Here is a 26,203-nt window from a genome sequence, read left to right on the forward strand (position 1 = left end):
ATCATGGACCCGATGGGACCGTTCCCGCCACGGTTGAGTACAACGGCGTATCGAACCGCGTGACCTTATACCGCAGCATCCGAAAGTCGTCAAGAATTCGACTGGACACGGCGCGTCGTACGTCGTATAGTGGGTCTTTGCGCTCTTGGATTCCCCCTGCCCTCATATGGTGGTCGGCTGTGCCCGCGCCCCTCGCGTTCACGTGAGGTGTGCCGCGCGGGCTTCGGGGACGAAGAGCACTCCACCTGACGACAAGGAAACGAGCCCCACGGGCCCACGGAGGTAATCCCCTTGGCTGCTGCGCGCAACGCATCCAACCCCACCACCACCCCGAAGAACGGACGCGGAGCTTCCCGCCTCTCGTTCGCCAAGATCTCCGACACGCTGACGGTCCCCGACCTTCTCGCGCTGCAGACCGAGTCGTTCGACTGGCTCGTCGGCAACGAGGCCTGGAAGGCCCGCGTCGCCGACGCGAAGGCCGCCGGCCGCACCGACGTGCCCGAGGTCTCGGGACTCGAGGAGATCTTCGAGGAGATCTCCCCGATCGAGGACCTGAGCGAGACCATGCAGCTCTCGTTCACGAACCCCTACCTCGAGCCCGAGAAGTACTCCATCGAGGAGTGCAAGGAGCGCGGCAAGACGTACGCCGCCCCGCTCTACGTCGAGGCCGAGTTCATGAACCACCAGACCGGTGAGATCAAGACCCAGACGGTCTTCATGGGCGACTTCCCGCTCCAGACCGACAAGGGCACGTTCATCATCAACGGCACCGAGCGCGTCGTCGTGTCGCAGCTCGTCCGTTCGCCCGGCGTCTACTTCGACAAGACCCCCGACAAGACCTCCGACAAGGACATCGTGTCGGCGCGCGTCATCCCCTCGCGCGGTGCCTGGCTCGAGTTCGAGATCGACAAGCGCGACCAGGTCGGCGTGCGCATCGACCGCAAGCGCAAGCAGTCGGTGACCGTCTTCCTCAAGGCCCTCGGCCTGACCAGCGAAGACATCCTCACCGAGTTCGCGGGCTTCGACTCGATCGAGGAGACGCTCTCGAAGGACACGATCCTCACCAAGGAGGACGCGCTCCGCGACATCTACCGCAAGCTCCGTCCGGGCGAGCAGGTCGCCGCCGAGGCCGCCCGCGCGCTGCTGGACAACTTCTACTTCAACCCGAAGCGCTACGACCTCGCGAAGGTCGGCCGGTACAAGATCAACCACAAGCTCGGTCTCGACAAGCCGCTCACCGACTCGGTGCTGACGGTGGACGACATCGTCGCCACGATCAAGTACCTGGTGCGCCTGCACCGCGGCGACGTCACCTTCGACGGCATCCGCGGCGGCAAGCCCGCCGAGATCCGCCTGGACGTCGACGACATCGACAACTTCGGCAACCGTCGCATCCGCGCCGTCGGCGAGCTCATCCAGAACCAGGTCCGCACCGGTCTGTCGCGCATGGAGCGCGTCGTCCGCGAGCGCATGACCACGCAGGACATCGAGGCGATCACGCCGCAGACCCTGATCAACGTCCGCCCCGTCGTGGCCGCGATCAAGGAGTTCTTCGGAACGTCGCAGCTGTCGCAGTTCATGGACCAGAACAACCCGCTCGCGGGTCTGACCCACAAGCGCCGCCTGTCGGCCCTGGGCCCCGGTGGTCTGTCGCGTGAGCGCGCGGGCGTCGAGGTCCGCGACGTCCACCCGTCGCACTACGGCCGCATGTGCCCCATCGAGACGCCGGAAGGCCCGAACATCGGTCTGATCGGCTCGCTCGCCTCGTTCGCGCGCATCAACGCGTTCGGCTTCATCGAGACGCCGTACCGTCGCGTCGTCGACGGCAAGGTGACCGACCAGATCGACTACCTGACCGCCTCCGAGGAGAGCGACTACATCGTCGCGCAGGCCGGTGTCGAGCTGGACAGCAAGGGCAAGTTCGTCAACGACCGCGTGCTCGCGCGCAGCGGCCACGACGGCGAGGTCGACCTGTACCACGCCGAGGAGATCGGCTACATGGACGTCTCGCCGCGCCAGATGGTGTCGGTGGCGACCTCGCTCATCCCGTTCCTCGAGCACGACGACGCCAACCGCGCCCTCATGGGTGCCAACATGCAGCGCCAGGCCGTTCCGCTTCTCCGCTCGGAGTCGCCGGTGGTCGGCACGGGCATGGAGGGCTACGCCGCCATCGACGCGGGTGACGTCGTCACCGCCGACAAGGCCGGTGTGGTCGTCGAGGTCTCGGCCGACGTCGTGACCGTGCAGCTGGACGAAGGCGGCACGCAGGACTACTTCCTGCGCAAGTTCGACCGCTCGAACCAGGGCACGTCCTACAACCAGCGCGTGGTCGTCTCGGCCGGCGAGCGCGTCGAGGCCGGCGAGGTCATCGCCGACGGTCCCGCGACCGAGAACGGCGAGCTCGCGCTCGGCAAGAACCTCCTCGTCGCGTTCATGACGTGGGAGGGTCACAACTTCGAGGACGCGATCATCCTCAGCCAGGACCTGGTGAAGGACGACACCCTCTCCTCGATCCACATCGAGGAGTACGAGGTCGACGCCCGCGACACGAAGCTCGGCAAGGAGGAGATCACCCGTGACCTCCCCAACGTGAGCCCGGACCTGCTGAAGGACCTGGACGAGCGCGGCATCATCCGCATCGGCGCCGAGGTGCGTCCCGGCGACATCCTCGTCGGCAAGGTCACGCCCAAGGGCGAGACCGAGCTGTCGGCCGAGGAGCGCCTGCTCCGTGCGATCTTCAACGAGAAGAGCCGCGAGGTGCGCGACACGTCGCTGAAGGTCCCCCACGGTGAGCAGGGCACGATCATCGCGGTCAAGGAGTTCAACGCCGAGGACGGCGACGACGAGCTCGGCTCGGGCGTCAACCGCCGCGTCGTGGTCTACATCGCCCAGAAGCGCAAGATCACCGAGGGCGACAAGCTCGCCGGTCGTCACGGCAACAAGGGCGTCATCGCGAAGATCCTCCCCGTCGAGGACATGCCGTTCCTCGCGGACGGCACGCCGGTCCAGGTCATCCTGAACCCGCTCGGCATCCCCGGTCGAATGAACTTCGGCCAGGTCCTCGAGCTCCACCTCGGCTGGATCGCCAAGCAGGGCTGGAAGGTGGAGGGCACCCCGGAGTGGGCGGCCCACCTGCCGCAGGAGGCACTCGAGGCGCCGGCCGGCACCAAGGTCGCCACGCCCGTGTTCGACGGTGCGTTCGAGGCCGAGATCGCAGGGCTCCTCGACTCGACGCTGCCCACGCGCGACGGCGAGCGCCTGATCGACTCCTCGGGCAAGACGCAGCTGTTCGACGGCCGCTCCGGCGAGCCGTTCCCGGCTCCGATCTCGGTCGGCTACATGTACATCCTGAAGCTGCACCACCTCGTGGACGACAAGATCCACGCGCGCTCGACGGGTCCGTACTCGATGATCACCCAGCAGCCGCTCGGTGGCAAGGCGCAGTTCGGCGGTCAGCGCTTCGGTGAGATGGAGGTGTGGGCCCTCGAGGCCTACGGCGCCGCGTACGCGCTCCAGGAGCTCCTCACGATCAAGTCCGACGACATCCTCGGCCGCGTCAAGGTCTACGAGGCGATCGTCAAGGGCGAGAACATCCAGGAGCCCGGCATCCCCGAGTCGTTCAAGGTGCTCATGAAGGAGATGCAGTCGCTCTGCCTGAACGTCGAGGTGCTCTCGGCCGACGGCACGGCGGTCAACCTCCGCGACACCGACGACGACGCCTTCCGCGCCGCTGAAGAGCTCGGCATCAACATCTCCAGCCGCTTCGAGTCCTCGTCGATCGACGAGATCTAAGCGCGCCAGGTAACGAACGAATTTCCGACACAGGAGAACCAGTGCTCGAATCAACCACTTTCGATCAGCTTCGCATCGGCCTGGCCACCGCTGACGACATCCGTCGTTGGTCCTACGGCGAGGTCAAGAAGCCCGAGACCATCAACTACCGCACCCTGAAGCCCGAGAAGGACGGTCTGTTCGGCGAGCAGATCTTCGGCCCCTCGCGCGACTGGGAGTGCGCCTGCGGCAAGTACAAGCGCGTCCGCTTCAAGGGCATCGTCTGCGAGCGCTGCGGCGTGGAGGTCACCAAGTCCTCCGTCCGCCGCGAGCGCATGGGCCACATCGAGCTCGCCGCGCCCGTCACCCACATCTGGTACTTCAAGGGCGTGCCCTCGCGCCTCGGGTACCTGCTCGACATGGCGCCGAAGGACCTCGAGAAGGTCATCTACTTCGCCGCCTACATGGTGATCTCCGTCGACGACGAGGCGCGCCACCGCGACCTCCCGACGCAGGAGAGCAACATCCGCCTCGAGCTGAAGACGCTCGCCGACCGCCGCGACGCGCGTGTGGCCGCCCGCCTCCAGAAGCTGGAGGAGGAGCTCGCCGCGCTCGAGGAGGAGGGTGCCAAGGCCGACCAGAAGAAGAAGGTCAAGGACGCCGCCGAGAAGGAGATGGCCGCGATCCGCAAGAACGCGGACGACCAGGTCACGCGCCTCGAGAAGGTGTGGGAGGACTTCCGCAACCTCGAGGTCGGCCAGCTCAAGGGCGAGGACGAGATCTTCCACGAGCTGCAGGACCGCTTCGGTCAGTACTTCGAGGCCCACATGGGCGCCGAGTCGATCAAGCGCCGCCTCGAGAGCTTCGACCTGCAGGCCGAGGCCGACAGCCTCCACCTGCAGATCTCGGAGGGCAAGGGCCAGCGCAAGATCCGTGCGATCAAGCGCCTGAAGGTCGTCAACTCGTTCCTGCAGACCGGCATGAGCCCGGCCTCGATGGTGCTGGACGTCGTCCCGGTGATCCCGCCGGAGCTGCGCCCGATGGTGCAGCTGGACGGTGGCCGCTTCGCGACCTCCGACCTGAACGACCTCTACCGTCGCGTGATCAACCGCAACAACCGCCTCCGTCGCCTGATCGACCTCGGTGCCCCCGAGATCATCGTCAACAACGAGAAGCGGATGCTGCAGGAGGCCGTCGACGCGCTGTTCGACAACGGCCGCCGCGGTCGCCCCGTCACCGGCACCGGCAACCGCGCCCTCAAGTCTCTGAGCGACATGCTCAAGGGCAAGCAGGGCCGGTTCCGCCAGAACCTGCTCGGCAAGCGTGTGGACTACTCGGGCCGTTCGGTCATCATCGTGGGTCCGCAGCTCAAGCTCCACCAGTGCGGTCTGCCCAAGCAGATGGCGCTCGAGCTGTTCAAGCCGTTCGTGATCAAGCGTCTGATCGACCTCGGTCACTCGCAGAACATCAAGGCCGCCAAGCGCGCCGTCGAGCGCACGCGTCCCGAGGTCTGGGACGTGCTCGAGGAGATCATCCGCGAGCGCCCCGTGCTGCTCAACCGTGCACCCACGCTGCACCGCCTCGGCATCCAGGCCTTCGAGCCTCAGCTCGTCGAGGGCAAGGCCATCCAGCTGCACCCGCTCGTGTGTGCTGCGTTCAACGCAGACTTCGACGGCGACCAGATGGCCGTGCACCTGCCGCTGTCGGTGGAGGCCCAGGCCGAGGCCCGCATCCTGATGCTGGCGTCGAACAACATCCTCAAGCCGTCGGACGGCCGTCCGGTCACCCTGCCCTCGCAGGACATGATCATCGGTCTGCACCACCTGACCACGGTCAAGGAGGGCGCCGCCGGTGAGGGTCGCGTGTTCGGCTCGGTCGGCGAGGCGATCCTGGCCAAGGACGAGGGCACCCTCGACCTGCAGGCCAAGGTCCGCATCCGCATCCCGGGTCTGGCCTTCCTCGAGGGCGAGGCTCCCGAGGGCTACGAGCGCCACGGCCTCGTGGACGCGTCGCTGGGCCAGGCGATCTTCAACGACACGCTGCCCAAGGGCTACCCGTTCGTGCGCGAGCAGGCCGACAAGGGCAAGCTGTCGCAGATCGTCAACAAGCTCGCCGAGGAGTACCCGAAGGTGGAGGTCGCGGCTTCGCTCGACCGCATCAAGGACGCCGGCTTCTACTGGGCCACCCGCTCGGGTGTCACGGTGGCGCTGAGCGACATCCTCACGCCGCCCAACAAGGGCGAGATCGTCGCGGGCTACGAGAAGCAGGCCGCGAAGGTCCAGGCGCAGTTCGAGAAGGGTCTCACCACCGACGCCGAGCGTCGTCAGGAGCTCATCAAGATCTGGACCGAGGCGACCGACGAGGTCCAGAAGGCGATGCGCGACCACTTCCCGGCCGACAACACCATCAACCGCATGGTCTCGTCGGGCGCCCGTGGTAACTGGCTGCAGATCCGCAACATCGCGGGTATGCGAGGCCTGGTGAACAACCCGAAGGGTGAGATCATCCCCCGCCCGATCATCTCCTCGTACCGCGAGGGTCTGTCGGTGGCGGAGTACTTCATCGCGACGCACGGTGCCCGTAAGGGTCTGGCCGACACGGCCCTCCGTACGGCCGACTCGGGTTACCTCACGCGTCGTCTCGTGGACGTCTCGCAGGATGTCATCATCCGCGAGGAGGACTGCGGCACGACCAAGGGCCTCGAGTTCACCATCGCCGCCTTCGACTCGACCGGCACGCTGGTGCGCGACGCGAACGTCGAGAACTCGGTGTTCGCCCGTACGCTCGCGGCCGACGCGGTCGACGCGAAGGGCGAGGTCGTCGCCTCTGCCGGTGAGGACGTCGGAGACGTGCTCATCGACAAGCTCGTCGCGGCGGGTGTCGAGTCGATCAAGGTGCGCTCGGTGCTCACCTGCGACTCGGCGGTCGGCGTCTGCGCGAAGTGCTACGGCCGTTCGCTCGCGACCGGCAAGATCGTCGACATCGGCGAGGCCGTCGGCATCATCGCGGCCCAGTCGATCGGTGAGCCCGGCACGCAGCTGACGATGCGTACCTTCCACACCGGTGGTTCGGCGTCGGCAGACGACATCACGCAGGGTCTTCCCCGCGTGCAGGAGCTGTTCGAGGCCCGCACCCCGAAGGGCGCGTCGCCGATCGCCGAGGCCGACGGCCGCATCACGATCGACGAGACCGAGAAGGCCAAGAAGGTCATCCTCACGCCCGACAACGGCGACGAGCCGCACGTCTACCCGGTCCTGAAGCGCGCGACGCTCCTGGTCGAGGACGGTCAGCACGTCACGGTCGGCCAGCCGCTGCAGGTCGGCACGCTGGACCCCAAGGAGGTCATGCGCGTGCAGGGTGCCCGCGAGGTGCAGAAGTACCTCGTCAACGGCGTCCAGGGCGTGTACCGCTCGCAGGGTGTGCCGATCCACGACAAGCACATCGAGGTCATCGTCCGTCAGATGCTGCGGAAGGTCACCGTGGTCGACCACGGCGACACGACGCTGCTGCCGGGTGAGCTGGTGGACTTCAAGAAGTACCAGAACATCAACCGCGAGGCGGTCGGCGAGGGCAAGCGTCCCGCGTCGGGTCGTCCCGAGCTGATGGGTATCACGAAGGCGTCGCTCGCGACCGAGTCGTGGCTGTCGGCCGCGTCGTTCCAGGAGACCACCCGCGTCCTGACGCAGGCGGCCATGGAGGGCAAGAGCGACCCTCTCATGGGCCTCAAGGAGAACGTCATCATCGGAAAGCTCATCCCCGCCGGAACCGGACTCGCGAAGTACCGCGACGTCACGGTCGAGGCGACGGAGGAGGCCAAGAGCGAGCGGTACCCCAACCGCATCTTCGCCTCGGACGGCGCGTACACCGACGCCGACCTGAGCTACGTCGACTTCGACAGCTTCTCGACGGACGGTTTCACCACCGACTACAACTGAGTCCCGCGCCTCCGCTGAGCGGAGCAGGACGAAGCGTCACGAAGGGCCCCGGCATCGCGCCGGGGCCCTTCGGCGTCTGTCGGGCGAGCGGATGCCGGCTGCCGCGCGCGCCGCGGCGCGGCATCCCGATCCGCGGCTTACCGTGGGAGTGCGGAGGTGGGGGCCCCATGGCGCGGATCGGCGGTCGGAACTCGTGGATCGCCGTGCCCGCCGGGGTGCTGTGCGCCGCGGTCGTCGGGGCGCTGGTGTGGCTGTCGCTGCCGATGGCGCCGGTGACGATCACGTGGGTCGGTGAGACGCTGCGCAGCGCCACGGCGCCGCAGACCGCCGCGACACGGCAGCAGACGCCCGCTCAGGCCGCCCTCGACGGGAAGGCGGTCGACTGCCGCACCCTCTACGCCGACGATCTGTGGAACGAGCTGACGTGGCGTCCCGGATCGCTGCTCGGGCAGTCGCTGGCGGCACCTGCCACCTCGGCGACGGCGTTCGCCGACGCGGCCGCCGCCCAGGTGCTCGTCACGTGCACGTGGCGGTTCGACGCGGGCGGCATCGCCACGACGCTGGCGAAGGTGGATGCGGATGCCGCATCCGTCGCCGAGGCGGCGCTGTCGGGCGACGGCTTCTCGTGCGCACAGGCGGGGAGCGGGATGGTGTGCACGCGCACGCGGGACGGCGTGCGCGAGGAGCAGACGCTGCGTGACGGGCTCTGGCTGGTGAGCGTCGAGACCCGCTGGCACCCCGAGGACTACGGCGCGAGGCTGGACCGCACGGTGTTCGGCTGACCCCGCCGCCGACCGCTCAGCCGAAGATGCTCGCCACCACGGCCGCCGTGTACCCGGTGGGGGCGAGGTTCGAGTAGGCGGTGTCGATGAGGATGCCGTCGCGCCAGAACAGGGTGCGCCCGTCGGTGACCGGGTACGTCGGGTTCGGCCAGGTCTTCTCGCAGCGCGTGCCGCCGTCGGGGGTGTAGCAGGAGTACCCCTCGTCGGCGACGAGCTTGTTGAGCATGTCGAGGGCGGGACCCCGCGACATCGCGGAGATGGTGGTGACCAGGCCCGTGGTGTCGGCTGCGGGATCGCGCCACACGCAGATGAGTCGCCCGTCGGGCTGCGGGCCGGAGGCGCCGAAGGCGGGGTCGTTGAGCGGCACGCCCTCCAGCTGCGCCAGCACGTCGGCGGTGAGGATGGTGCGGCAGTCGTCGGGGATCTCGGCCTGGGCGGTCGGCGTCGGAGTCGGGGTGGGGGTCGCCGTCGACCCCGCCGCGGGCGTCGGCGTGAAGGTGAGCTCGCCGTCGCCGGGCGAGGGGTCCGGCGCGCACCCTGCGAGCGCGACGACGGCGCAGAGGAGGGATGCCGCCACCGCGGCCGCCCACGGGGTCCGGGGTGCCATACGCCCACGCTAGTGGGGCTGCGCCGCTCGTGACGGATCGGGCGCGCCATTCGCCCGGCACGCCTCCGCCGGATGGGCCGGGCGCGGGTCTACCCTCGCACTGCGGGGACTGTCCCCGCGTGAGGAGTGCCTGCGATGAGTGACCCCCAGTCGTCCTACGGCGAGCCGGTCGACGAGCCTCGCGACGTCGACGACGTCGTCGGTCGTGCGAACGAAGGCCTCGCCGACGCGGAGGCCGCCGGCCGTGACGCCGTCGGCGCCGAGTCCCCCGCCGCTGCAGACGCTCCCGCCCCCGACGCTCCCGCGGGCGATGCCCCGGCGGACGACGCACCCGCCGCGGCGACCCCCGCGGCCGAGGCCGACGCCGCCGACGCCGCCCCCGCACCCGAGCCCGACCCGTGGGACTCGCCGGAGGCGGCGACCCTCGACTACACCTCGGCCGCGCCGACCGCCGCGGACGAGACGCCGACCGTGGTCGCCGCTCCCGTCGTGACGCCCTCCGAGCCTGTGATCGCCGAGGCTCCCGTGGTCGTGGCCGCGGCGGCGCCGCAGCCGATCTTCGTGCAGGCGCCCGAGGCGCCGCGTCCCCGTGGGAACCGCGCGGCCGCCGGCGCGATCGGCCTGCTCGCCGCGCTCGCGTTCGCGGTGCTGTACCTCGCCGTGTCGCTCGGCGTGGGGGCCGTGAACGGGGTCGTTGGTCCCGACAACATCGGCACGGTCGCGCTCGACCTCCTCGGCACCTGGTCGCTGTGGGTGCCGGTCGTGGTGTTCTTCGTCGCATTCTGGCTGCTCGGCGCGATCATCAACCGCGGTCGCTGGGGGGCCTGGGTCGTCTTCGGCCTGCTCGTGGGCGTCGCCGCGTACGGCGGGCACATCCTTGGCGTGCTGTTCCAGGCGCCGTTCTGGGAGCTCACCGCGAGCGAGGGCGGTGCACTGGCCGAGAGCCAGCTGCTGGCCCCGCTCGCGATCGCCGCGTTCGTCATCGGCCGCGAGCTCACGATCTGGTTCGGCGCATGGGCGGCGGCGCGCGGCAAGCGCGTGACCGAGCTCAACATCGAGGCGCAGCGCGAGTACGAGCGCACGCTCGAGGCGGGTCCGCAGCTCGTCCAGCAGTGAGATCGGGCCGCATCGGCACCACCGCCGACGTAGGCTGGCGGCATGGCCGGTGACGGTGGTGGCGCCGCGCCGTACGAGCCCGTGCGGCCGCCGGTCGCCCTCGCGTTCGCGACGATCGGCTTCGCCGCGCTGACGATCTTCGGCCTGGGCATGACGAGCCTCGCCACCGGCGAGGACGTCATCGCGACACCCGGACTGGGACAGCTTCCCGGTGCCGCGGGCGTCGTCTGCGCCCTGCTCGCGTTCGCGGGCGGTCTGTGGGCCGCCATCGGCCGCGCCGGCGGGGGAGCGGATGCCGGGACCGCCGCGGGCGCCGGGACGACCGCAGGCGCGGGGCGGCGGCATCCGTCGTTCTGGGGCGCCGCATGGACGACGGCCGCCGCGTTCCTCGCCTACCTCGGCGGGGTGTGGTTCGGGGCGCTGTTCACCGGCACCGACATCGGCGTGGCGACCGGCGTCGTCGGGCGACTCGCGACCTCGTGGTTCGGCCTGGTCGTGGCGGCCGCGGCGTTCGTGTCGGCGTGGGCCGGCATCGCCCTCGTGCGCACCCGCGCCCACCGGCCGCGCTGGCCCTGGGAGGACGAGTTCGACGAGTGAGTCCGGCGATGAGACGCCGGTCATCGCGGGAATCCGGGCAGCGAGGGATGCCTCGTACTACCGTTGAGCCCGTGGAGCGCTCGCTCGAGACGCAGGTCAGCCAGGCGGTGGACGCCTGGCTGGCATGGCTGCCCCGGTGGGAGCCCGCGACCCACCGCGGTCGGACGGCGCCCTGCCGGCGCTGCTTCGGGTCGCCGGTGCTGTCGGCGGCGGGGCTCGGCGCGGATGTGCCGCACGGCGTGCAGCACGGGCTGTCCACCCGCATCAAGACGATCGTCGATCGCTCGGTGGCCGAGTACACGGCGCTGAACCTGCCGATGCTTCAGGCCGAGCTCGATCAGCAGGCGGCACGCAACCGGGCGCGCAGCTACCGCCCCGGCGAGGGACTGGACCCCGAGTTCGAGGGCCTGCCGCTGGACCCCGAGCCGTTGCCGGGGGCCCCGTTCCTCTTCACGATCGCCGGCATGGCCGAGGAGGCCGATGCCGACGTACCTGCACTCCCGCCGCTGAGCGACGAGGCCAAGGCGGCGCTGCGGCAGGAGGTCGGGCTGGCCGACGACTACGCGAACATGGTGGGCCGGGAGGTGTGCACGATCCTGCTGCACCACCGGCTGCGCATCCAGGCGGCGATCGGCGAGTTCGTCGAGCCGCAGATCGAGGCGATGCTGGCCGACCTCACCCGCTCGCTCGACGCGCCGTTCGACCCGCACGATCCCGGCGAAGGAGGCAGACCCGATTGAGGTGCGGACCCGTCGACGTCATGATCCGGGCGCGCCAGGCGTGCCGTCCACAGCAGGGGAGCGGGCCCCGTCCGCACAACCGATTTTGTTAGCATTGCCAGGTTTGCTGCCGTCTCGACGGCAGAAGCGATGCACAGCAGCGGCGAGGAGGTGAGGTGGCCACACGCCTTCCCTCGGCGCCCCCGATCCTGCCGGGGCTCGCCTACATCCGCCCACTCGGCTCCGGCGGATTCGCCGATGTCTTCCTGTACGAGCAGGACATGCCCCGCCGCAACGTCGCGGTCAAGGTCATGCCGAGCGACGTGCGCGATCCGGAGCTGCGGCGCATGTTCAATGCGGAGGCGGACGTGCTTGCGCACCTGTCCGCGCACCCGTCGATCGTGACGGTGTACCAGGCGAGCATCTCGGCCGACGGCCGGCCCTACATCGTCATGGAGTACTGCCCCGGCTCGCTCGCCCAGCGATACCGCGTGGAGCGGGTCCCCGTCGAGGAGGTGCTGGCCGTCGGCGTGCGGATGGCGAGTGCGCTCGAGTCCGCCCACCGTGCCGGACTCATCCACCGCGACATCAAGCCGAGCAACATCCTCGTCACGACCTTCGCCACGCCGGTGCTCGCCGACTTCGGGATCTCGGCATCCCTGCAGCGCAAGAGCGGCGGTGAGGTGCTCGCGATGTCGATCCCCTGGAGCGCGCCCGAAGTGGTCGCCGAGCAGACCAGCGGGACCGTGGCGAGCGAGGTGTGGAGTCTGGGGGCAACGGTCTATTCGCTGCTGGCCGGTCACAGCCCCTTCGAGCGGCACGAGCGTGGCCAGAACACGAAGGACCTGCTGCGGCGGCGCATCGCCCGCGCCACGTACGTCCAGATCCCCCGCGCCGACGTGCCGCCTGCGCTGCAGGCCGTGCTCGCGACCGCGATGAGCCGTGACCCCGCACGCCGGCATCCGTCCGCCGGGGCACTGGGCGAGGCGCTTCGTCAGGTCCAGATCGAGCTCGGCCTCCCCCCGACGCCGCTGGAGATCCCCGATTCGGACTGGTCGCCCGCATCAGGGCCGGTCGATTTCGCCGATACGGCCCTGCGGGGGCCGGCGCGATCCAGCGTGGAGCGGGACCTCACCCGCAAGGTGCACGCGGGGAGCGGGGTCGCCGCGCTCGCGCGGGACGAGGACACCGAGATCTCCGGCCCGATGCGACGCAGGCGCCGCGTCCCGCCGTGGGTCGTCGGGGTGGGCGCGGGGGTCCTGATCGGCGCCGGTGCTGTCGTGGCCGTGCTGTTCGCGACGGGGGCGCTCTGATGCGACGCGGCACGATCGCCGGGCTCGTGGCCGCGGGAGCGGTCGTGGTGACGGTGATCGGCGTGAGCGTCGTGTGGCCCGGTCTGGACGCGCAGGAGACCCCCGACGTCGACACCGCGGTCTGGGCTCTGCAGACCGGTGAGGGCCGCCGGTATGCGCGCGTGAACACGTCGGTGGGCGAGCTCGACACGGTGCGCAGCATCAGCAATCCCGACCAGGTGGTGCAGACCGGTGACGCCGCCTATCTCTTCAGCGACAGCTACAGCACGGTGACGCGCATCGACGCCGCGATGCCCACCGACCTCGACGAGACCGCCCTGCAGGCCTCCCAGAAGACGCCTGCAGGCACGACGGAGGTCGTCACCGCCGGGGACTACGCCGCGTACCTGACGGACTCCGGCGCGGTCTTCGCCGGACGACTCTCGGCGGGGACGACGACACAGGTCGACCCGTTCCGTTCGGGTGACGCGGACACGCCCCAGTTCACCGCCGCGGCGATCGCGATCGACGCGCGCGGCATGCTGTTCGCGTACTCGCGCACCGACGGCTCGGTGCTGCGCTATGACGCGCGTGACGGCGAAGTGCGAGGCCGCGATGAGCTCTCGGTCGAGGGGCTGTCGACGCCGGCGATCACCGCAGCGGGCGACGCCTGGGCCGTCGTCGACACCGACGACGGCGAGGTCTGGCTGCGCGGGCAGGATGCCGCGGTCCAGACGCAGATGGCCGGTTCGCTGGTTGTCGGAGCCCCCGACGCAACGGGCTCGGCCGTGTACATGGCCGACGAGACCTCGCTGGTGCGCGTACCGGTGGACGGCTCCGCCGTGGATGTCGAGGTGGGCGGCGGCGACGCCCCAGTGCTCGGAACACCGGCGCAGCCGATCGCCCATGACGGAGAGACCTACGCGGCGTGGCTCGCACCGGGGGACGGTGGCGGCCTGCTCTGGCGCTCGGGCGGCGCCACGGTGGTGCTGGACTACGGTGCACGGACCATGGCCGATCAGCGTCGCCCGGTGTTCGTCGCGAGCGACTCCGCCGTGATCCTCAACGAGACCCGCTCCGGATGGGCGTGGTCGGTGCCCGATGGCGCCCTCGTGCCGTCGAGCCAGGACTGGAGCCTCGACGACCGCACCGACCCCGATGCCGTGCCGAGCGAGGAGCAGCTGCAGGTCGTCCTCGACCCGAAGCCTCCGATCGCGGAGCCCGATGCGTTCGGCGCGCGCGCCGGAGCACTGGCATCCCTTCCCGTGCTGATGAACGACCACGATCCGAACGAGGACGTGCTCACGATCGACCCGGCATCGGTGACCGGCCTCGATCCCGGATTCGGTGCGGTGACCGTCACCGACGACGGCCAGCGCTTCGCCGTGCGCGTGGAGCCCGGGGCCACCGGGTCGGCCACGTTCGCCTACGCGGTGACCGACGGCACCGCCGAGAACGGGCTGCTCTCGGAGCCGACCACCGTGACCGTGACCGTGGCGGACGCCTCGACGGAGTCGGCGCCGCAGTGGTGCGGCGTGGAGCGCTGCCTCGTCGAGTGGCCGCAACCCGAGGTGGCCCGTGGCGGCACCGTCACGGTGCCGGTCCTCCCCGGCTGGGTCGACCCCGACGGAGATCCGCTCCTCCTGCTGTCGGTCGAGAACCTGTCAGGCGGAGGGAGCGTCGCCGCCACGCCCGGCGGTGAGGTGGTCTACCAGCACAGTGACACGGGCGACGGCGGCGAGGAGCTGGTCGAGCTCGCGGTGACGATCGCCGACACCCAGGGGCAGACGGCGGTGAAGTCGCTCATCGTCAAGGTCTCGCCGCAGCCGATGCTGGCGGCGCAGTCGTTCGCGGTGACCGACACCGTGGCGTCGGGGATCACCGTCGACGTCGCCGACCACGTCACGGGCACCGCGGGCACGCTGTCGCTGGACTCGGTGCGCGTGCTCGACGACGCGGCGGCCACCGCCACCGTCGTGGGGGGATCGACGTCATTCGACTTCACCGCGAAGAGCGCCGGCACCTTCCGCGTGGACTTCACCGTCACCGACGGCGCAAGCGAGGCGACGGGCACGGCGAGGATCACGCTGCTGCCCGCCGATGCGCCTGCGCAGCTGGCGACCTCGCCCGTGGTCGCCTTCGTGCATCCCCAGCAGGACGCGACGCTGAAGGTCTTCGACGCGGTCTCCAACCCGACCCGCCGTGTCCTGCTGCTCAGCGACGTGACGGCGCAAGCAGACGCCGGGGCCACGCTGTCGGTCGACGCCGTCGGCCAGAACTACCTCAGGGTCTCGGGCACGACCGCCGACGGTGCGGCAGGCAGGCTCGGCACCGTGACCTACACGGTCAGCGACGGCACCGAGGACGCCGGCGCCAGCGTTCAGGGCGAGGCGACGGTGTACCTGCTGCCGCCGGCGCCCGAGCTCGCGCCGATCGCTGTCGACGACGCGATCGTGGTGCGCGCCGGGGCGCAGATCGACATCCCCGTGCTCGACAACGACATCTCGCCCGCGGGCGGACGTCCGACGCTCAACGCCGCCTCGGTCACCTCCTCGACGGATGCCGCACTCGCGTTCGCCTCAGGCGACCTGCTGCGCTATCTCGCGCCCGCCGACGCCGGCGAGTACACCGTCGACTACTCGGTGTTCACCACCGGCTCGCCCGCACTCGCCGACACCGCGACGGTGCGCGTCCGCGTCATCGACGACGACGCGAATCGCTCACCGACCGCGGACACGCTGGAAGGGCGGGTGCTCAGCGGGCAGTCGACCCTCATCGGGTTCGACGGCTTCGGCATGGACCCCGACGGCGACGTGGTGAGCCTCGACCGCATCGTCGCGCAGCCCGAGCGCGGCGCTGCGATGATCTCCGCCGACGGCACCTCCATCATGTACACCAGCGTTCCCGGCGACAGCGGCCAGGTGTCCTTCCGATACCGGGTGGTCGACTCCTTCGGCCAGACCGCCGAAGGTACCGTGCGCGTGGGGGTGCTCGACGGCGAGGCGAACCCGAGCCCGGTCACCTTCACCGACTACGTGCAGGTCCAGGCGGGCGAGGACAACCGGATCCGCGTCAGCCCCCTGTCCAACGACGTCGATCCGACGCTGGGCCAGCTTCGGGTCACGGACATCCGCCCTGACGTGCCCGCCACGCTCGTCGACGGCAGCGACAACCCCGAGTACGCGCGGCTCGACCGGCAGATCCTCGACGTCGACGACACGACGGTCGTGGTCGCGGCTGGCGAGGAGCCGGGCACGATGTCGTTCCTGTACGACGTCGAGTCCTCGTCGGGCAACACGGGCCGCGGTCTCATCGTCGTGCGCGTCGTCCGGGAGAGCGTTCCCGACTACCCGGTGGTCGCCGACACGACGCTCACCGTCGAGACCCGCGACGGCTTCCGACGCGGTGTCGACGTGCTCACCGGCAGGGTGACCTGGTCGGGCGGCGACGTGGCGGATCTGAAGCTGTCGTTGTGGGGCGACCCCGAAGGTGTGTCGGCGCAGGGCTCCCGGTTGCGGGGGGAGCTCCCGGCGAAGACCCGACTCATCCCGTTCGCCGTCACCGGAGAGGGCGCGTCCGGGCCCGTGACGTCCTACGGTTTCCTGCGCGTGCCCGGCGATGACGACCTCGCTCTCACGCTGCGCGCCGGTGCGCCATCCCCTGAGGTGACCGAACTGGAGTCGACGACCTTCGACATGGCCGCGCTCGTCGCCCGGCCGCGCGGCGCGAGCATCGAGGTCGGGGCGGACGTGCGTTCGTCGGGAGCACGCGACGAAGGACGGTGCACCGTCGACGCCGGCACCGTCATACGGTACGACGCCGGAGCGGGCGCGCCATGGGTCGACGCCTGCCAGGTCCCGGTGCGTCTGCTGGGCCAAGAGGACTGGACGTACCTCTCGGTCGCCGTGATCGTGCGGCCGCGCGACCCGCAGCCCGAGCTGCGCCCGGCGTCGATCACGGTCGGTCCCGGGGAGACCGCACGATTCGACCTCAAGAACATGACGACATGGCAGCTTCGAGAGGACTGGGCCGGCATCGCCTACGCCATCGAGCACTCCGGAACGTCGTTCGATGTGACGCAGGACGGTTCCATCCTGACCGTGACGGGTGCGGATCGCGCGACTCCCGGATCGGAGGAGGCGGTGCTGGTCACCGTGACCAGTCACCCGTCGGTCACGCCCGCCCGGCTGATCCTGCGCGTCGGTGCCGCGCCCTCGACGCTGCCGCAGGGCGGTTCAGCGGTGCAGCAGTGCACCGAGGCGTCGGGCTCATCGTGCACGATCCCGGTGATCGGTGCCAGCGGTGAGGTGAACCCGCTGCCGCGCACTCCGCTGGAGGTCGTCGACGTGCGTCCCACCGGCGCCTGCGTGGGTGTGACGCTGACGGTGGCGTCCGCCACCGCCATCACCGCGGCATGGACGGCGGATGCCCCGGGCGCGACGTGCACAGCCACCTTCTCGGTGCGCGATGCCCAGGGCCGCGTCACGAACGGCGAGCGTGACGGCCATGTGCTGCTCGACCTGCTCGGATATCCCAAGGCCCCCGCGAGCATCGTCCAGACCGCCTATGCCGACACCGCGGTGACCTTGCGCGTCGATCCCGGCGAGGCGCGACTGGCCTACCCGGCGCTCACCGGCTTCGTCGTCAGGTCGGCGGGAGCGGAGGTCGCCCGGTGCACGGCTGACGGTGTGTGCCCCGTGATCTCGGCGCCCAACGGCGAACAGCGCACGTACGAGGCATGGGCCGTCAACGCCGTCGGCGAGTCGAGGGCGAGCGTGCGCACCGTGGGGTGGGCCTACGACGCTCCGCTGGCTCCCACGAGCGTGACCGCCGAGCCGGTGGTGACCGGGGACGGAACCGGCGGTGTCGTCGCGCTCGTGATCGACGGGATCGAGACGGCGGAGACCGGCAGTCTCGAGATCTCGAGCCCCTCCGGCGAACGGGTGCAGGTGCCCGTGGGCCGCAACCAGACCCGCGTGGAGGTGCCCGCCTATCGCGTGGGAAGCAATGTCCGCTCCCTCATCACGGTGACACCCCTCTCGAGGTTCCCGCTGCCACCGGGACTGGGCGGAAGCGCCACCGGCGCATCGTCGAGCGTGCTGGCCAACGGCATCGGGAACCCGCTGGCGCCGCAGCTCACCCTCTCCTCGGTGTCCAACGGCGACGGCACGGCGACCATCACCGCCAGCGCTTCGGCTCAGCTCAACGGCGAGGGATCGAGCCTGCGGTACGGCATCGTGCCGGAAGGACAGCGGTGCGAGGTGGCCGAGACCGGGTCCACAGCGACCTTCTCCGGCCTCGCCGACGGGGAGGAGTACACGTTCCGGATGTGCGTCGAGTCGTGGTGGTCCGACACCCGGTTCGGGCGGGCCGAGACCACGGCGACCGTGCGTGCGCAGCAGGCGGGCCGCGCACCGCAGGGGTGGACGTTCTTCGTGGACGCCACCGCGAACGTTCAGCCGCAGCGGGCGGACTGGGTCATCCGCGCCGACCCGGTGACGACCGAGAGTCTTCCGAACCGCAATCGCGCCGAGTTCTCGGGGTGGGGTCCAGGCACGACGGTGTTCGGGCGTGACCCCGGCATCCAGGTGCGCTACGTCCACCAGGTGTGGGGAACGGCCACGGGGTGGTCCACGGTGACGCCGCGGGCGGGGAGCGCCCCGTACCAGGTGCAGGCGACGTGGGAGGCGACCTCGTGCGTGGGCGGAGGCATCCTCACCACCCGCGGGCAGTCCTCGAACGCGCCCGACGGCTCGTCCGCGGCGTTCGCGTTCGGCGATGCCGGGCTGCGCTTCTACGACGCGCAGGGAGCGCCCCTTGCCTACACGCCGGGCAGCTGGCAGGTTCCCGTCGGCGCGGCGCGCGTGGAGGGCATCGCGGTGAGTGTCAACTGGGATGCTCAGGGGTGGGGCCTCGCGCCGGTCAACACCGCCTTCTCCGCATCCTGCCAGCCGAACAACCCCGTTCCCGGCCCCTGAGCGCCGCAACCGAGACGACCGCCGAGACACGAGGAGATGACATGACGATCACGCAGGAGCAGGCCGACTGGTTCGCTCAGACGTTCGGCCAGATCGCCGACAACCTCGAGCGCGCCGTTCTCGGCAAGCGCCACGTGGTCGAGCTCGTGCTGACCGCGATGCTCAGTGACGGGCATGTCCTCCTCGAGGACGTTCCCGGGACGGGCAAGACGTCTCTCGCGCGCGCCATGGGACAGTCGGTGCAGGGCTCGAACACCCGCATCCAGTTCACCCCCGACCTCCTGCCGAGCGACATCACCGGGTTGAGCGTGTACGACCAGAAGGAGGGCGTGTTCGAGTTCCACGCCGGCCCGATCTTCGCCAACATCGTGCTCGCCGACGAGATCAACCGCGCGAGCCCGAAGACGCAGTCCGCCCTGCTCGAGGTGATGGAGGAGGGGCGCGTCACCATCGACGGCGTATCGCGTGAAGTGGGCGTGCCGTTCCTCGTGCTGGCGACGCAGAACCCCATCGAGCAGGCCGGCACGTACCGGCTTCCCGAAGCGCAGCTCGACCGCTTCATGATGCGCACCTCGCTGGGCTACCCCGACCACGCCGCAACCGTCCGCATCCTCGACGGCGCCGCCGTCGCGACCGCCGAGCTGGCGCCGATCATCACGCCCGAGGCGCTCGTGGGCATGGCGGACCTCGCCGCGCAGGTGTACGTCGACGCCCTCGTGCTGGACTACGTCGCACGCCTCGTCGACGGCACGCGCGCGGCCGACGAGGTGCGGCTCGGTGTCAGCATCCGCGGCGCCCTCGCACTCACGCGCGGGGCGCGTACGCGTGCCGCGTCGCAGGGGCGCACGTACGCGACCCCCGACGACGTCAAGGCACTCGCCGTGCCGGTGCTCTCGCACCGGCTCATCCTGCACCCCGAGGCCGAGTTCGACGGGGTCACGCAGGAGACCGTGGTCGGGCAGGTGCTGCTCGACGTCGCACCGCCGTCGAGACGCGAAGCGGTATGAGCGGCGACGAGCCTCGGGCCGGCACGACGACCGACCGGTACACGCGCAGCGCCGTCGAGGGGCGCCTGACGCGCACCGTGCAGTCCACGGGGAGCGTCGGTCGCACGCATGCGACGTCGACGTCCACGTCGACGAGCGTGGGCCCCACCCGTCGCGGGCGCGCCTTCGTGCGGGCCGCCGTGTGGGGCAACGACGCCTGGCGCGGGGCGGGGTCGGGCATCGCGACGCTCGCGGACTGGGCGGCGCGCACGATCCGTCCTGCCGGGGCGCTCGTCGCAGCGGCCGCGACGGTCGGGTTGATGCTCGGCATCGTGTTCGGTTGGGTGGAGGCGATGGTGGCGGGAGCGGCATCCCTCCTCCTCCTCATCGCCGCCGTGCCGTTCCTGTTCGGGGCGCGCGCGTACGAGGTCGACCTCGCGCTCACCCACGAGCGCATCGTCGCCGGCGACGACATCGCCGGACGCATCGTGGTGCGCAACGACGGACACCGCATGACGCTTCCGGGCAGGATCGATCTCCCCGTCGGGGCCGGGCTGGTGGAGTTCGGCGTGCCGCTGCTGCGCCCGGGGCATGAGGTGGAGCAGCCGCTGGACATCCCGGGGCTGCCGCGCGGCATCGTCGCAGTGGGCCCCGCCACCACGATCCGCAGCGACCCGATCGGCCTGCTGCGTCGCGAGCACTCCTTCCGCGACGTCCACGACGTGTACGTGCACCCGCGTACCGCCTCGCTGCCCTCGACCAGCGCAGGGCTGATCCGCGACCTCGAGGGAAGCCCCACCCGCCGCCTGGTCGACGCCGACATGTCCTTCCACGCCATCCGCGAGTACGCGCCGGGCGACTCGCGTCGCCAGATCCACTGGCGGTCCACCGCCAAGACCGGACGGCTGATGGTGCGTCAGTACGAGGAGTCCCGGCGGTCGCGCATGGCCGTGGTGCTGGCGGTCGCCGAGAACGAGTACGTCGACGCGGACGAGTTCGAGCTGGCGGTCTCGTGCGCGGCATCCCTCGGGCTGCGGGCGGTGCACGACGCGCGCGACGTGCAGATCGTGGTGGGTTCGGAGATCCCGCGGGTCGTGCGCGGGCGCCTGCGCGCGATCCGGCACGTCCCCGCGGCGGCGCCGCGCCCGATGCTCGACGGCTTCAGCGGCATCGAGATGCTCGAGAACACGATGCCTGTCGGCGAGGTGTGCAGGCTGACCGCCGAGTCCGGCGAGCGCCTGTCGGTCGCGTTCGTGGTCGTGGGATCGAGGGTGTCGCTGTCACGGCTCCAGCAGGCGGCGCTCACGTTCTCGGCCGACACCGCGGTCGTGGGGCTCATCTGCGACGAACGCGCCCATCCGCGCATGCAGCCGCTGTCGGGCATGACGGTGCTGACCGTGGGCACTCTCGACGACCTGTCCGGCCTCCTCCTGCGGGGAGCGACGGCATGAGCGGACCGATTCCGATGCGGGGGAGCGCGGATGCCTCGTCCAGCGGTCTCGTCACGGTGCCGGGGCGGCGCTCGCCGGCGTTCGTGCCGCGCATCGCCGCGGGCGGCGTGTTCGCCGCGGTCATCGCGGCCGTCGCCGCCGTCGCGGCGTGGCCGATCTACCGGTCGGGGAGCTTCGTCCTCCTGGTCCTGGTCGGAACCCTCGCCGGCGTCGGCATCGCCGCGGTGGCGTGGCGACGACGCTGGAACGGCGCGATCGTCGCGGGCACCCTCGCCGCCGCGGTCCTGGTGCTCGGCGTGCCGCTGGCGGTGCCTTCGCGCCTCGGATCTCCGGCGGAGCTGGTGCGCGGATTCGGCGAGCTGGCGAGCGGGCTGGTGCTGGGGTGGAAGGACCTGGTCACCGTCGATCTCCCCGTAGGCTCCTACCGCAACCTGCTCGTCCCGGCGCTGGTCGTCTTCCTCGTCGGCACATGCCTGCTGCTGCTGATCGCATGGAGAGCGGATGCCGCCGCCTACGCCGCCGTGCAGGTGGCGGTCGGCATGGTCTCGTTCGGGCTGTTCTTCGGACGCACCACGGTGAGTCCGCCGCTGGTGCTCGGACCGGTGGTGCTCTACGCCCCGGCGGAGACCGCGGTCGGGCTCTGCGCGCTCCTGGTCTGCCTCCTGTGGCTCTCCTGGCGCACCCATGACCAGCGCATGCGCGCACTGCAGCGTGCGGCGGCGTCCAGCGGGGTGCGCATCTCCCGCCGGCCGACGCGTGCCGACCGCCGCCGCACCGCGCTGGGCGCCGGGATCGTGGCTGCCGCGCTCATGATCGCGGTGGCCGTCGTCCCGTACGCCGCGCGGGGTGCGGAACGGGAGGTGCTCCGCTCGGCGGTCGGCCCCGACGTCGATCTGTCGGCCGAGGTCAGCCCGCTCTCGGAGTACCGCTCGCTGTTCTCGGACGACCGCGCCGACGATGTGCTGTTCACGGTCGAGGCGGTGCCGGGGCCGCTGCCCGAGCGGGTGCGGATCGCGACCCTGGATGCGTACGACGGCGAGGTGTTCCGATCCGGCGCCGAGGGCGCCGTCGACGCCGGCCGCTTCGTGCGGGTGCCGTCGGCACTCGATGCCGGGGACGGCTCATCGGTCGCAGCACGAATCGACATCGGGACGTGGGATGCGATCTGGATGCCGACAGCAGGCCGTCTCGCGACCGCTGAGTTCGACGGGGCCCGCTCCGCGTCGCTCGCCGACAGGTTCTACTACAACGCGGCGGCCTCGGCAGGGGTCCAGACCGCCGGCGGGGGCTTGGAGTCCGGCGACGCGTACGTGGTGCGCGGGGTCGAGCCGGAGGCACCCGACCTCGCTGCGCTCGAGGCGCCGGGCAGTCCCGGCGGCGTCGCCGCGCCGGAGAGCCTCCGCGCGTGGATGGACGAGCATGCGACGGGGTCAGGGGGCGCCGCGCTCGCCGGCCTGGTGACGCTGCTGCGCGACCGGGGCTATCTCAGCCACGGACTGGCCACGGGCGACCAGGAGCCGGTCTGGGCGCGAGCGCTTTCCGGCTATGCGTTCCAGCCGAGCGCATCGGGGCATTCGCTCGCGCGCATCGACACGATGTTCTCGCGGCTGCTCGAACGCGAGACCGACCCGCGGGCAGCGGCATCCGGCAACTACGTCGCAGCGATCGGAGATGACGAGCAGTTCGCGGTGGCGGCGGCGCTCATGGCCCGTGAGCTCGGCTTCCCGTCCCGGGTCGTGCTGGGGGCGCGGCTGTCGTCGGCGGAAGCGGGGCTCGCGACATGCCGAGACGGCGTGTGCCGGGCGCAGGACCTCGCGGCGTGGACGGAGGTGGAATCCGCCGACGGGCATTGGGTCGCCATCGATGTGACGCCACAGTACGCGCAGTCGCCGAGCCTGGACGTCACCGAGCAACGCGACCCCGAGAACGTCACCGAGGTGCGTCCGGACTCCGTCGAGGAGGTCGTCCCCCCTGAGCCCGCGCAGGAGGATTCGGCCTCCGATCGCCCGGACGACGACGGCGCCGCCCTCGATCTCGCCTGGCTCTGGCCCATGCTGCGCGCCGGCGGTGTCGCGCTGCTGGTGGTGGGGCTGGCGATCGGGCCGTTCGTCATCGTGATCGCCACGAAGGCGGCTCGCCGACGGTCGCGGCGCCACGCACGCTCTCCGGTGTCGCAGATCGCCGGAGGGTGGGACGAGTACGTCGACGCGGCGATCGACACGGGCCGCGTGGCCGCACGCACGCTGACCCGCAGCGAGCTCGCCGCCGTGTTCGCCACGCCGTCGGGGGCGACCCTCGCGCACGACGCCGATCGGGCGGTGTTCTCGCCCGCGACGCTGTCCGACGCCGACGTCGAGCACTACTGGGAGATGGTGGACGCCGAGCGTGCCGGACTCCGTGCCGAACATGGGTTCTGGCGCGGAGCGCTCACGACCGTATCGTTGAGATCGTTGTTCCGTCCGTGGGCGCCTGAGCAGGGGGCCCGCACGAGAATTTCCGAGAGGGGAAGACGGCGGGCCCAGCCCGTGCGTCCCATGCCATGAACGCCACCGATGCCACCGCCGCCACCGCTGCCGTCCTGGGCACACTGTTCGGCCTGCTGCTGATCGCGGGTCTCTACGTCTGGATGTCGCTCGCTCTGTCGGAGGTCTTCCGCAAGTCCGGCGTCGAGGGCTGGAAGGCGTGGGTCCCGATCCTCAACAGCGTCGTGCTGCTCCAGCTGGCGGGCTTGTCCCCGTGGGCGCTCCTGGTCGCCCTGGTCCCGGTGCTCGGCTGGATCGCCCTCGTGGTGCTGTTCGCGCTGGCCTACTACCGCCTGAACGTGGCGTTCGGCTTCGGCGCCGGCATGACGGTCCTCGCCGTCCTGGCGGCGCCGGTGTGGGCGTCGGTGATCGGCTGGGGGAGCGCCCGCTGGGTCGGACGGGAGACGGATGCCGCATCCCGCACCCGCGGCGCCGGGCCGCGCCGCATCGGCATCGATCCCGGTCCGCTGCTTCCGTCGTTCGCGCCCGCGGCGGATCCCGACGAGGTCGCGATGTCGTCCCAGGCGTCGCCGACCGACGGCGCAAGCGCCTTCGCACCGCCGCCCCCGTATGTGCCGCCCGCCGCCGCCGCTGCGCCCCCCACGGGTCCGGTGCGGACGCTCCCGCCGGCCGACCAGGCCATCCCCGCTCCTGCCGCACCGGCTCCTGCCGCACCCGCTCCCGCCGCGCCGGCGCCTGCCGGGCCGATGCGTGGTGCGGCCGCCGACAGGGTGGACGAACCGACGCCGGCACCGGCGGTCGCCGCACGCGCGGCGGATGCCCAAGAGGTCCCCGCCTCCTCCGCCGGCGGCTGGACGCCGGCCTCGGCGTTCCGTCCCGACTCCGCCGAGCCGCACTCGGCGGACGTCGGCGGGTACGACGCGGATGCCGGGCGATGGCAAGGCTTCGCGCTCGATGCCGCCGACCTGAGCGCCGAAGTGACCGGCGCCGTGCCGGGGGCGCCGTCGCCGATCTCGGCGGTGCCCGCCGTCCCGACGCCCGCAGTGCCGATCCCCCCGCAGCGCGAGGCGTTCGGTGTCCCCGATGCCGCCACGACGGCCGGAGGGATCACGCGACCGCCGGTCACGCATGTGCCCCGTGCGGCGGCATCCGTCGACGACCGGGAGCCATGGGCGCCGCGCCGCTCGTCGATGAGCGAGGCCGACGCGTTCCCCGAGGCATCCGGCCCGGTGTCGGCGATCGCAGGTGCGCCGGATGCCGGAGCGCCGCGCTCCGCACGATCCTCGGTGTCGGCTTACCACGGCAAGCCCGAGATCCCCGAGGAACAGGACGTCCTCGAGCACACGATCGTCGCCCGTCGCAAGCGCACCGACTGGACTCTCGTGCCTCCCACCGGCGCCCCGATCGCGTTGTCCGCCGATGTGGTCATCCTGGGACGCCGCCCGGCGGCCGACCCTGCGTTCCCCGGCGCCCAGCTCGTCTCGATCCATGACGGGACGGTGTCCAAGACCCATGCGCGCCTGCAGCTGCGCGACGACCGCTGGTACGTCACGGATCTCGACTCCACCAACGGCGTGCTGTTCGCGACGGTGCTCGGCACCGAGGTCGAGGCACCCGCGGGCGAAGAGGTCGAAGCGGGGGACCGGTTCCTGCTGGGCGACGCGGAGGTCCGGCTGCACCGGAGCGACGGATGATCGAGCCTGACGACGAGCAGACGGATCGCGCGCGCCGCGGACCGTCGTCGTCGCGGCCGGACGAACCGGTCGACGTGGACGATGACGACACGACGACCGTGATCCGTGCCGGCCGTCCGAGACGGACCGGGCTCGCGACCGGCAGGAGGACTGGCCGTGCCGCGGCACCGGATCCCGAGACCACCGCCGTCTCGGCGCGCGCCGCCGCGTCCATGCCTCCGCTGTCGACGCCGGCACCGACGGCCTCGGGAACGCCAGGACCACGACGGACGGGCCGCGTGGCGCCGCCGGACACCGGCGGCATCTCGACGGTGGACGTGCGGGCCGGCTCCGCGTCGCCGTCCTCGATGCCGCAGGAGGCGCATCACGTCGGTGGGCAACGCGAGGCGATGCCCGAGAGCCCCGGCGTGGATGCCCCCGCGAGACCCGGCCGCGCCGCACATGCGCCGCTGGTCGGGCCGATCTCGTATCGCGTGAGGTCCGTCGCGTCGGCGACGGTTCCGCGCGCCGTGCCGGTGAGACCCCCGGCACAGACGGTCGCCGACACCGCCGCGACGGAGGCCGCCGGCCGCCGACACCGTCGGATCCGTGCGATGGCGGTGGTGCTCGCCGCGATCGCGCTCTTCGCGACCAGCGCGATCGCGCTGGTCGCGCTGTTGCTCGCCGGCTGAGCCTGCAGGGGGTCGCGTTTGCCCGACCCCCGAAACCCACGTATCATAGATCGGGTGTGCGCCCACGCGCGCCGTCAGTCATGCCCCGGTGTGGCGAACGGTGTGGGTGCCGCATCTCAGG

14 protein-coding genes are annotated in these 26,203 nt (G+C 71.1%); 13 read left to right on the top strand and 1 reads right to left on the bottom strand.

Annotated features, from left to right (window positions below; genetic code table 11):
- The first annotated feature begins 291 nt into the window (after window positions 1-291).
- From rpoB to AC1DDU_RS10160, 3 genes are all read left to right on the top strand, one after another.
- Entirely contained in the window at window positions 292-3,792 is a 3,501-nt protein-coding gene (gene rpoB, locus AC1DDU_RS10150) for a DNA-directed RNA polymerase subunit beta (protein ID WP_477433711.1), read from the top strand.
- A 41-nt stretch (window positions 3,793-3,833) separates the two neighbouring features.
- Window positions 3,834-7,706: a DNA-directed RNA polymerase subunit beta' gene (gene rpoC / locus AC1DDU_RS10155; RefSeq protein ID WP_477433713.1), complete on the top strand. Its 3,873-nt coding sequence runs from the start codon at window positions 3,834-3,836 to the stop codon at window positions 7,704-7,706.
- Window positions 7,707-7,873: 167 nt separating this feature from the next.
- Window positions 7,874-8,488, top strand: a complete 615-nt coding sequence (locus tag AC1DDU_RS10160; RefSeq protein ID WP_477433715.1) for a hypothetical protein — start codon at window positions 7,874-7,876, stop codon at window positions 8,486-8,488.
- A gap of 16 nt (window positions 8,489-8,504) precedes the next feature.
- On the opposite strand, the gene AC1DDU_RS10165 is transcribed toward AC1DDU_RS10160, so the two are convergent.
- Window positions 8,505-9,095: a hypothetical protein gene (locus tag AC1DDU_RS10165; protein ID WP_477433717.1), complete on the bottom strand. Its 591-nt coding sequence runs from the start codon at window positions 9,093-9,095 to the stop codon at window positions 8,505-8,507.
- A 135-nt stretch (window positions 9,096-9,230) separates the two neighbouring features.
- Here AC1DDU_RS10165 and AC1DDU_RS10170 point away from each other — a divergent pair, with 135 nt between their 5' ends.
- The 10 genes from AC1DDU_RS10170 to AC1DDU_RS10215 all read left to right on the top strand — a co-directional run bounded on the left by AC1DDU_RS10170 (window position 9,231) and on the right by AC1DDU_RS10215 (window position 26,082).
- Window positions 9,231-10,211: an ABC transporter gene (locus tag AC1DDU_RS10170; protein WP_477433718.1), complete on the top strand. Its 981-nt coding sequence runs from the start codon at window positions 9,231-9,233 to the stop codon at window positions 10,209-10,211.
- Window positions 10,212-10,253: 42 nt separating this feature from the next.
- Complete coding sequence (locus AC1DDU_RS10175; protein WP_477433720.1) at window positions 10,254-10,808, top strand: hypothetical protein; 555 nt, start codon at window positions 10,254-10,256, stop codon at window positions 10,806-10,808.
- A gap of 71 nt (window positions 10,809-10,879) precedes the next feature.
- Window positions 10,880-11,548, top strand: coding sequence for a spermidine/putrescine ABC transporter substrate-binding protein (locus AC1DDU_RS10180; RefSeq protein WP_477433722.1), 669 nt, complete (start codon window positions 10,880-10,882; stop codon window positions 11,546-11,548).
- Between the two features lie 155 nt (window positions 11,549-11,703).
- Window positions 11,704-12,840, top strand: a complete 1,137-nt coding sequence (locus AC1DDU_RS10185) for a serine/threonine-protein kinase (RefSeq protein WP_477433724.1) — start codon at window positions 11,704-11,706, stop codon at window positions 12,838-12,840.
- Window positions 12,840-18,797, top strand: a complete 5,958-nt coding sequence (locus AC1DDU_RS10190) for an Ig-like domain-containing protein (protein ID WP_477433725.1) — start codon at window positions 12,840-12,842, stop codon at window positions 18,795-18,797. Before AC1DDU_RS10185 ends, AC1DDU_RS10190 begins: the two co-directional genes overlap by 1 nt.
- 41 nt (window positions 18,798-18,838) lie before the next feature.
- Entirely contained in the window at window positions 18,839-19,804 is a 966-nt protein-coding gene (locus AC1DDU_RS10195; protein ID WP_477433727.1) for an AAA family ATPase, read from the top strand.
- The gene (locus AC1DDU_RS10200) at window positions 19,801-21,234 is read left to right on the top strand and encodes a DUF58 domain-containing protein (protein WP_477433729.1); all 1,434 of its coding nucleotides are present in this window, start codon (window positions 19,801-19,803) and stop codon (window positions 21,232-21,234) included. The genes AC1DDU_RS10195 and AC1DDU_RS10200 overlap by 4 nt, the downstream gene beginning before the upstream one ends.
- On the top strand, window positions 21,231-23,777 hold the full coding sequence (locus AC1DDU_RS10205; protein WP_477433731.1) for a transglutaminase domain-containing protein: 2,547 nt from the start codon (window positions 21,231-21,233) through the stop codon (window positions 23,775-23,777). The genes AC1DDU_RS10200 and AC1DDU_RS10205 overlap by 4 nt, the downstream gene beginning before the upstream one ends.
- Window positions 23,774-25,411 carry a DUF5684 domain-containing protein gene (locus tag AC1DDU_RS10210; RefSeq protein WP_477433733.1) on the top strand — a complete coding sequence of 546 codons (1,638 nt, stop codon included), beginning with the start codon at window positions 23,774-23,776 and terminating at the stop codon, window positions 25,409-25,411. The genes AC1DDU_RS10205 and AC1DDU_RS10210 overlap by 4 nt, the downstream gene beginning before the upstream one ends.
- Complete coding sequence (locus AC1DDU_RS10215) at window positions 25,408-26,082, top strand: hypothetical protein (RefSeq protein WP_477433735.1); 675 nt, start codon at window positions 25,408-25,410, stop codon at window positions 26,080-26,082. The genes AC1DDU_RS10210 and AC1DDU_RS10215 overlap by 4 nt, the downstream gene beginning before the upstream one ends.
- The last annotated feature ends 121 nt before the right edge of the window (window positions 26,083-26,203 follow it).

The organism is Microbacterium sp. 05T445 (assembly GCF_056395865.1).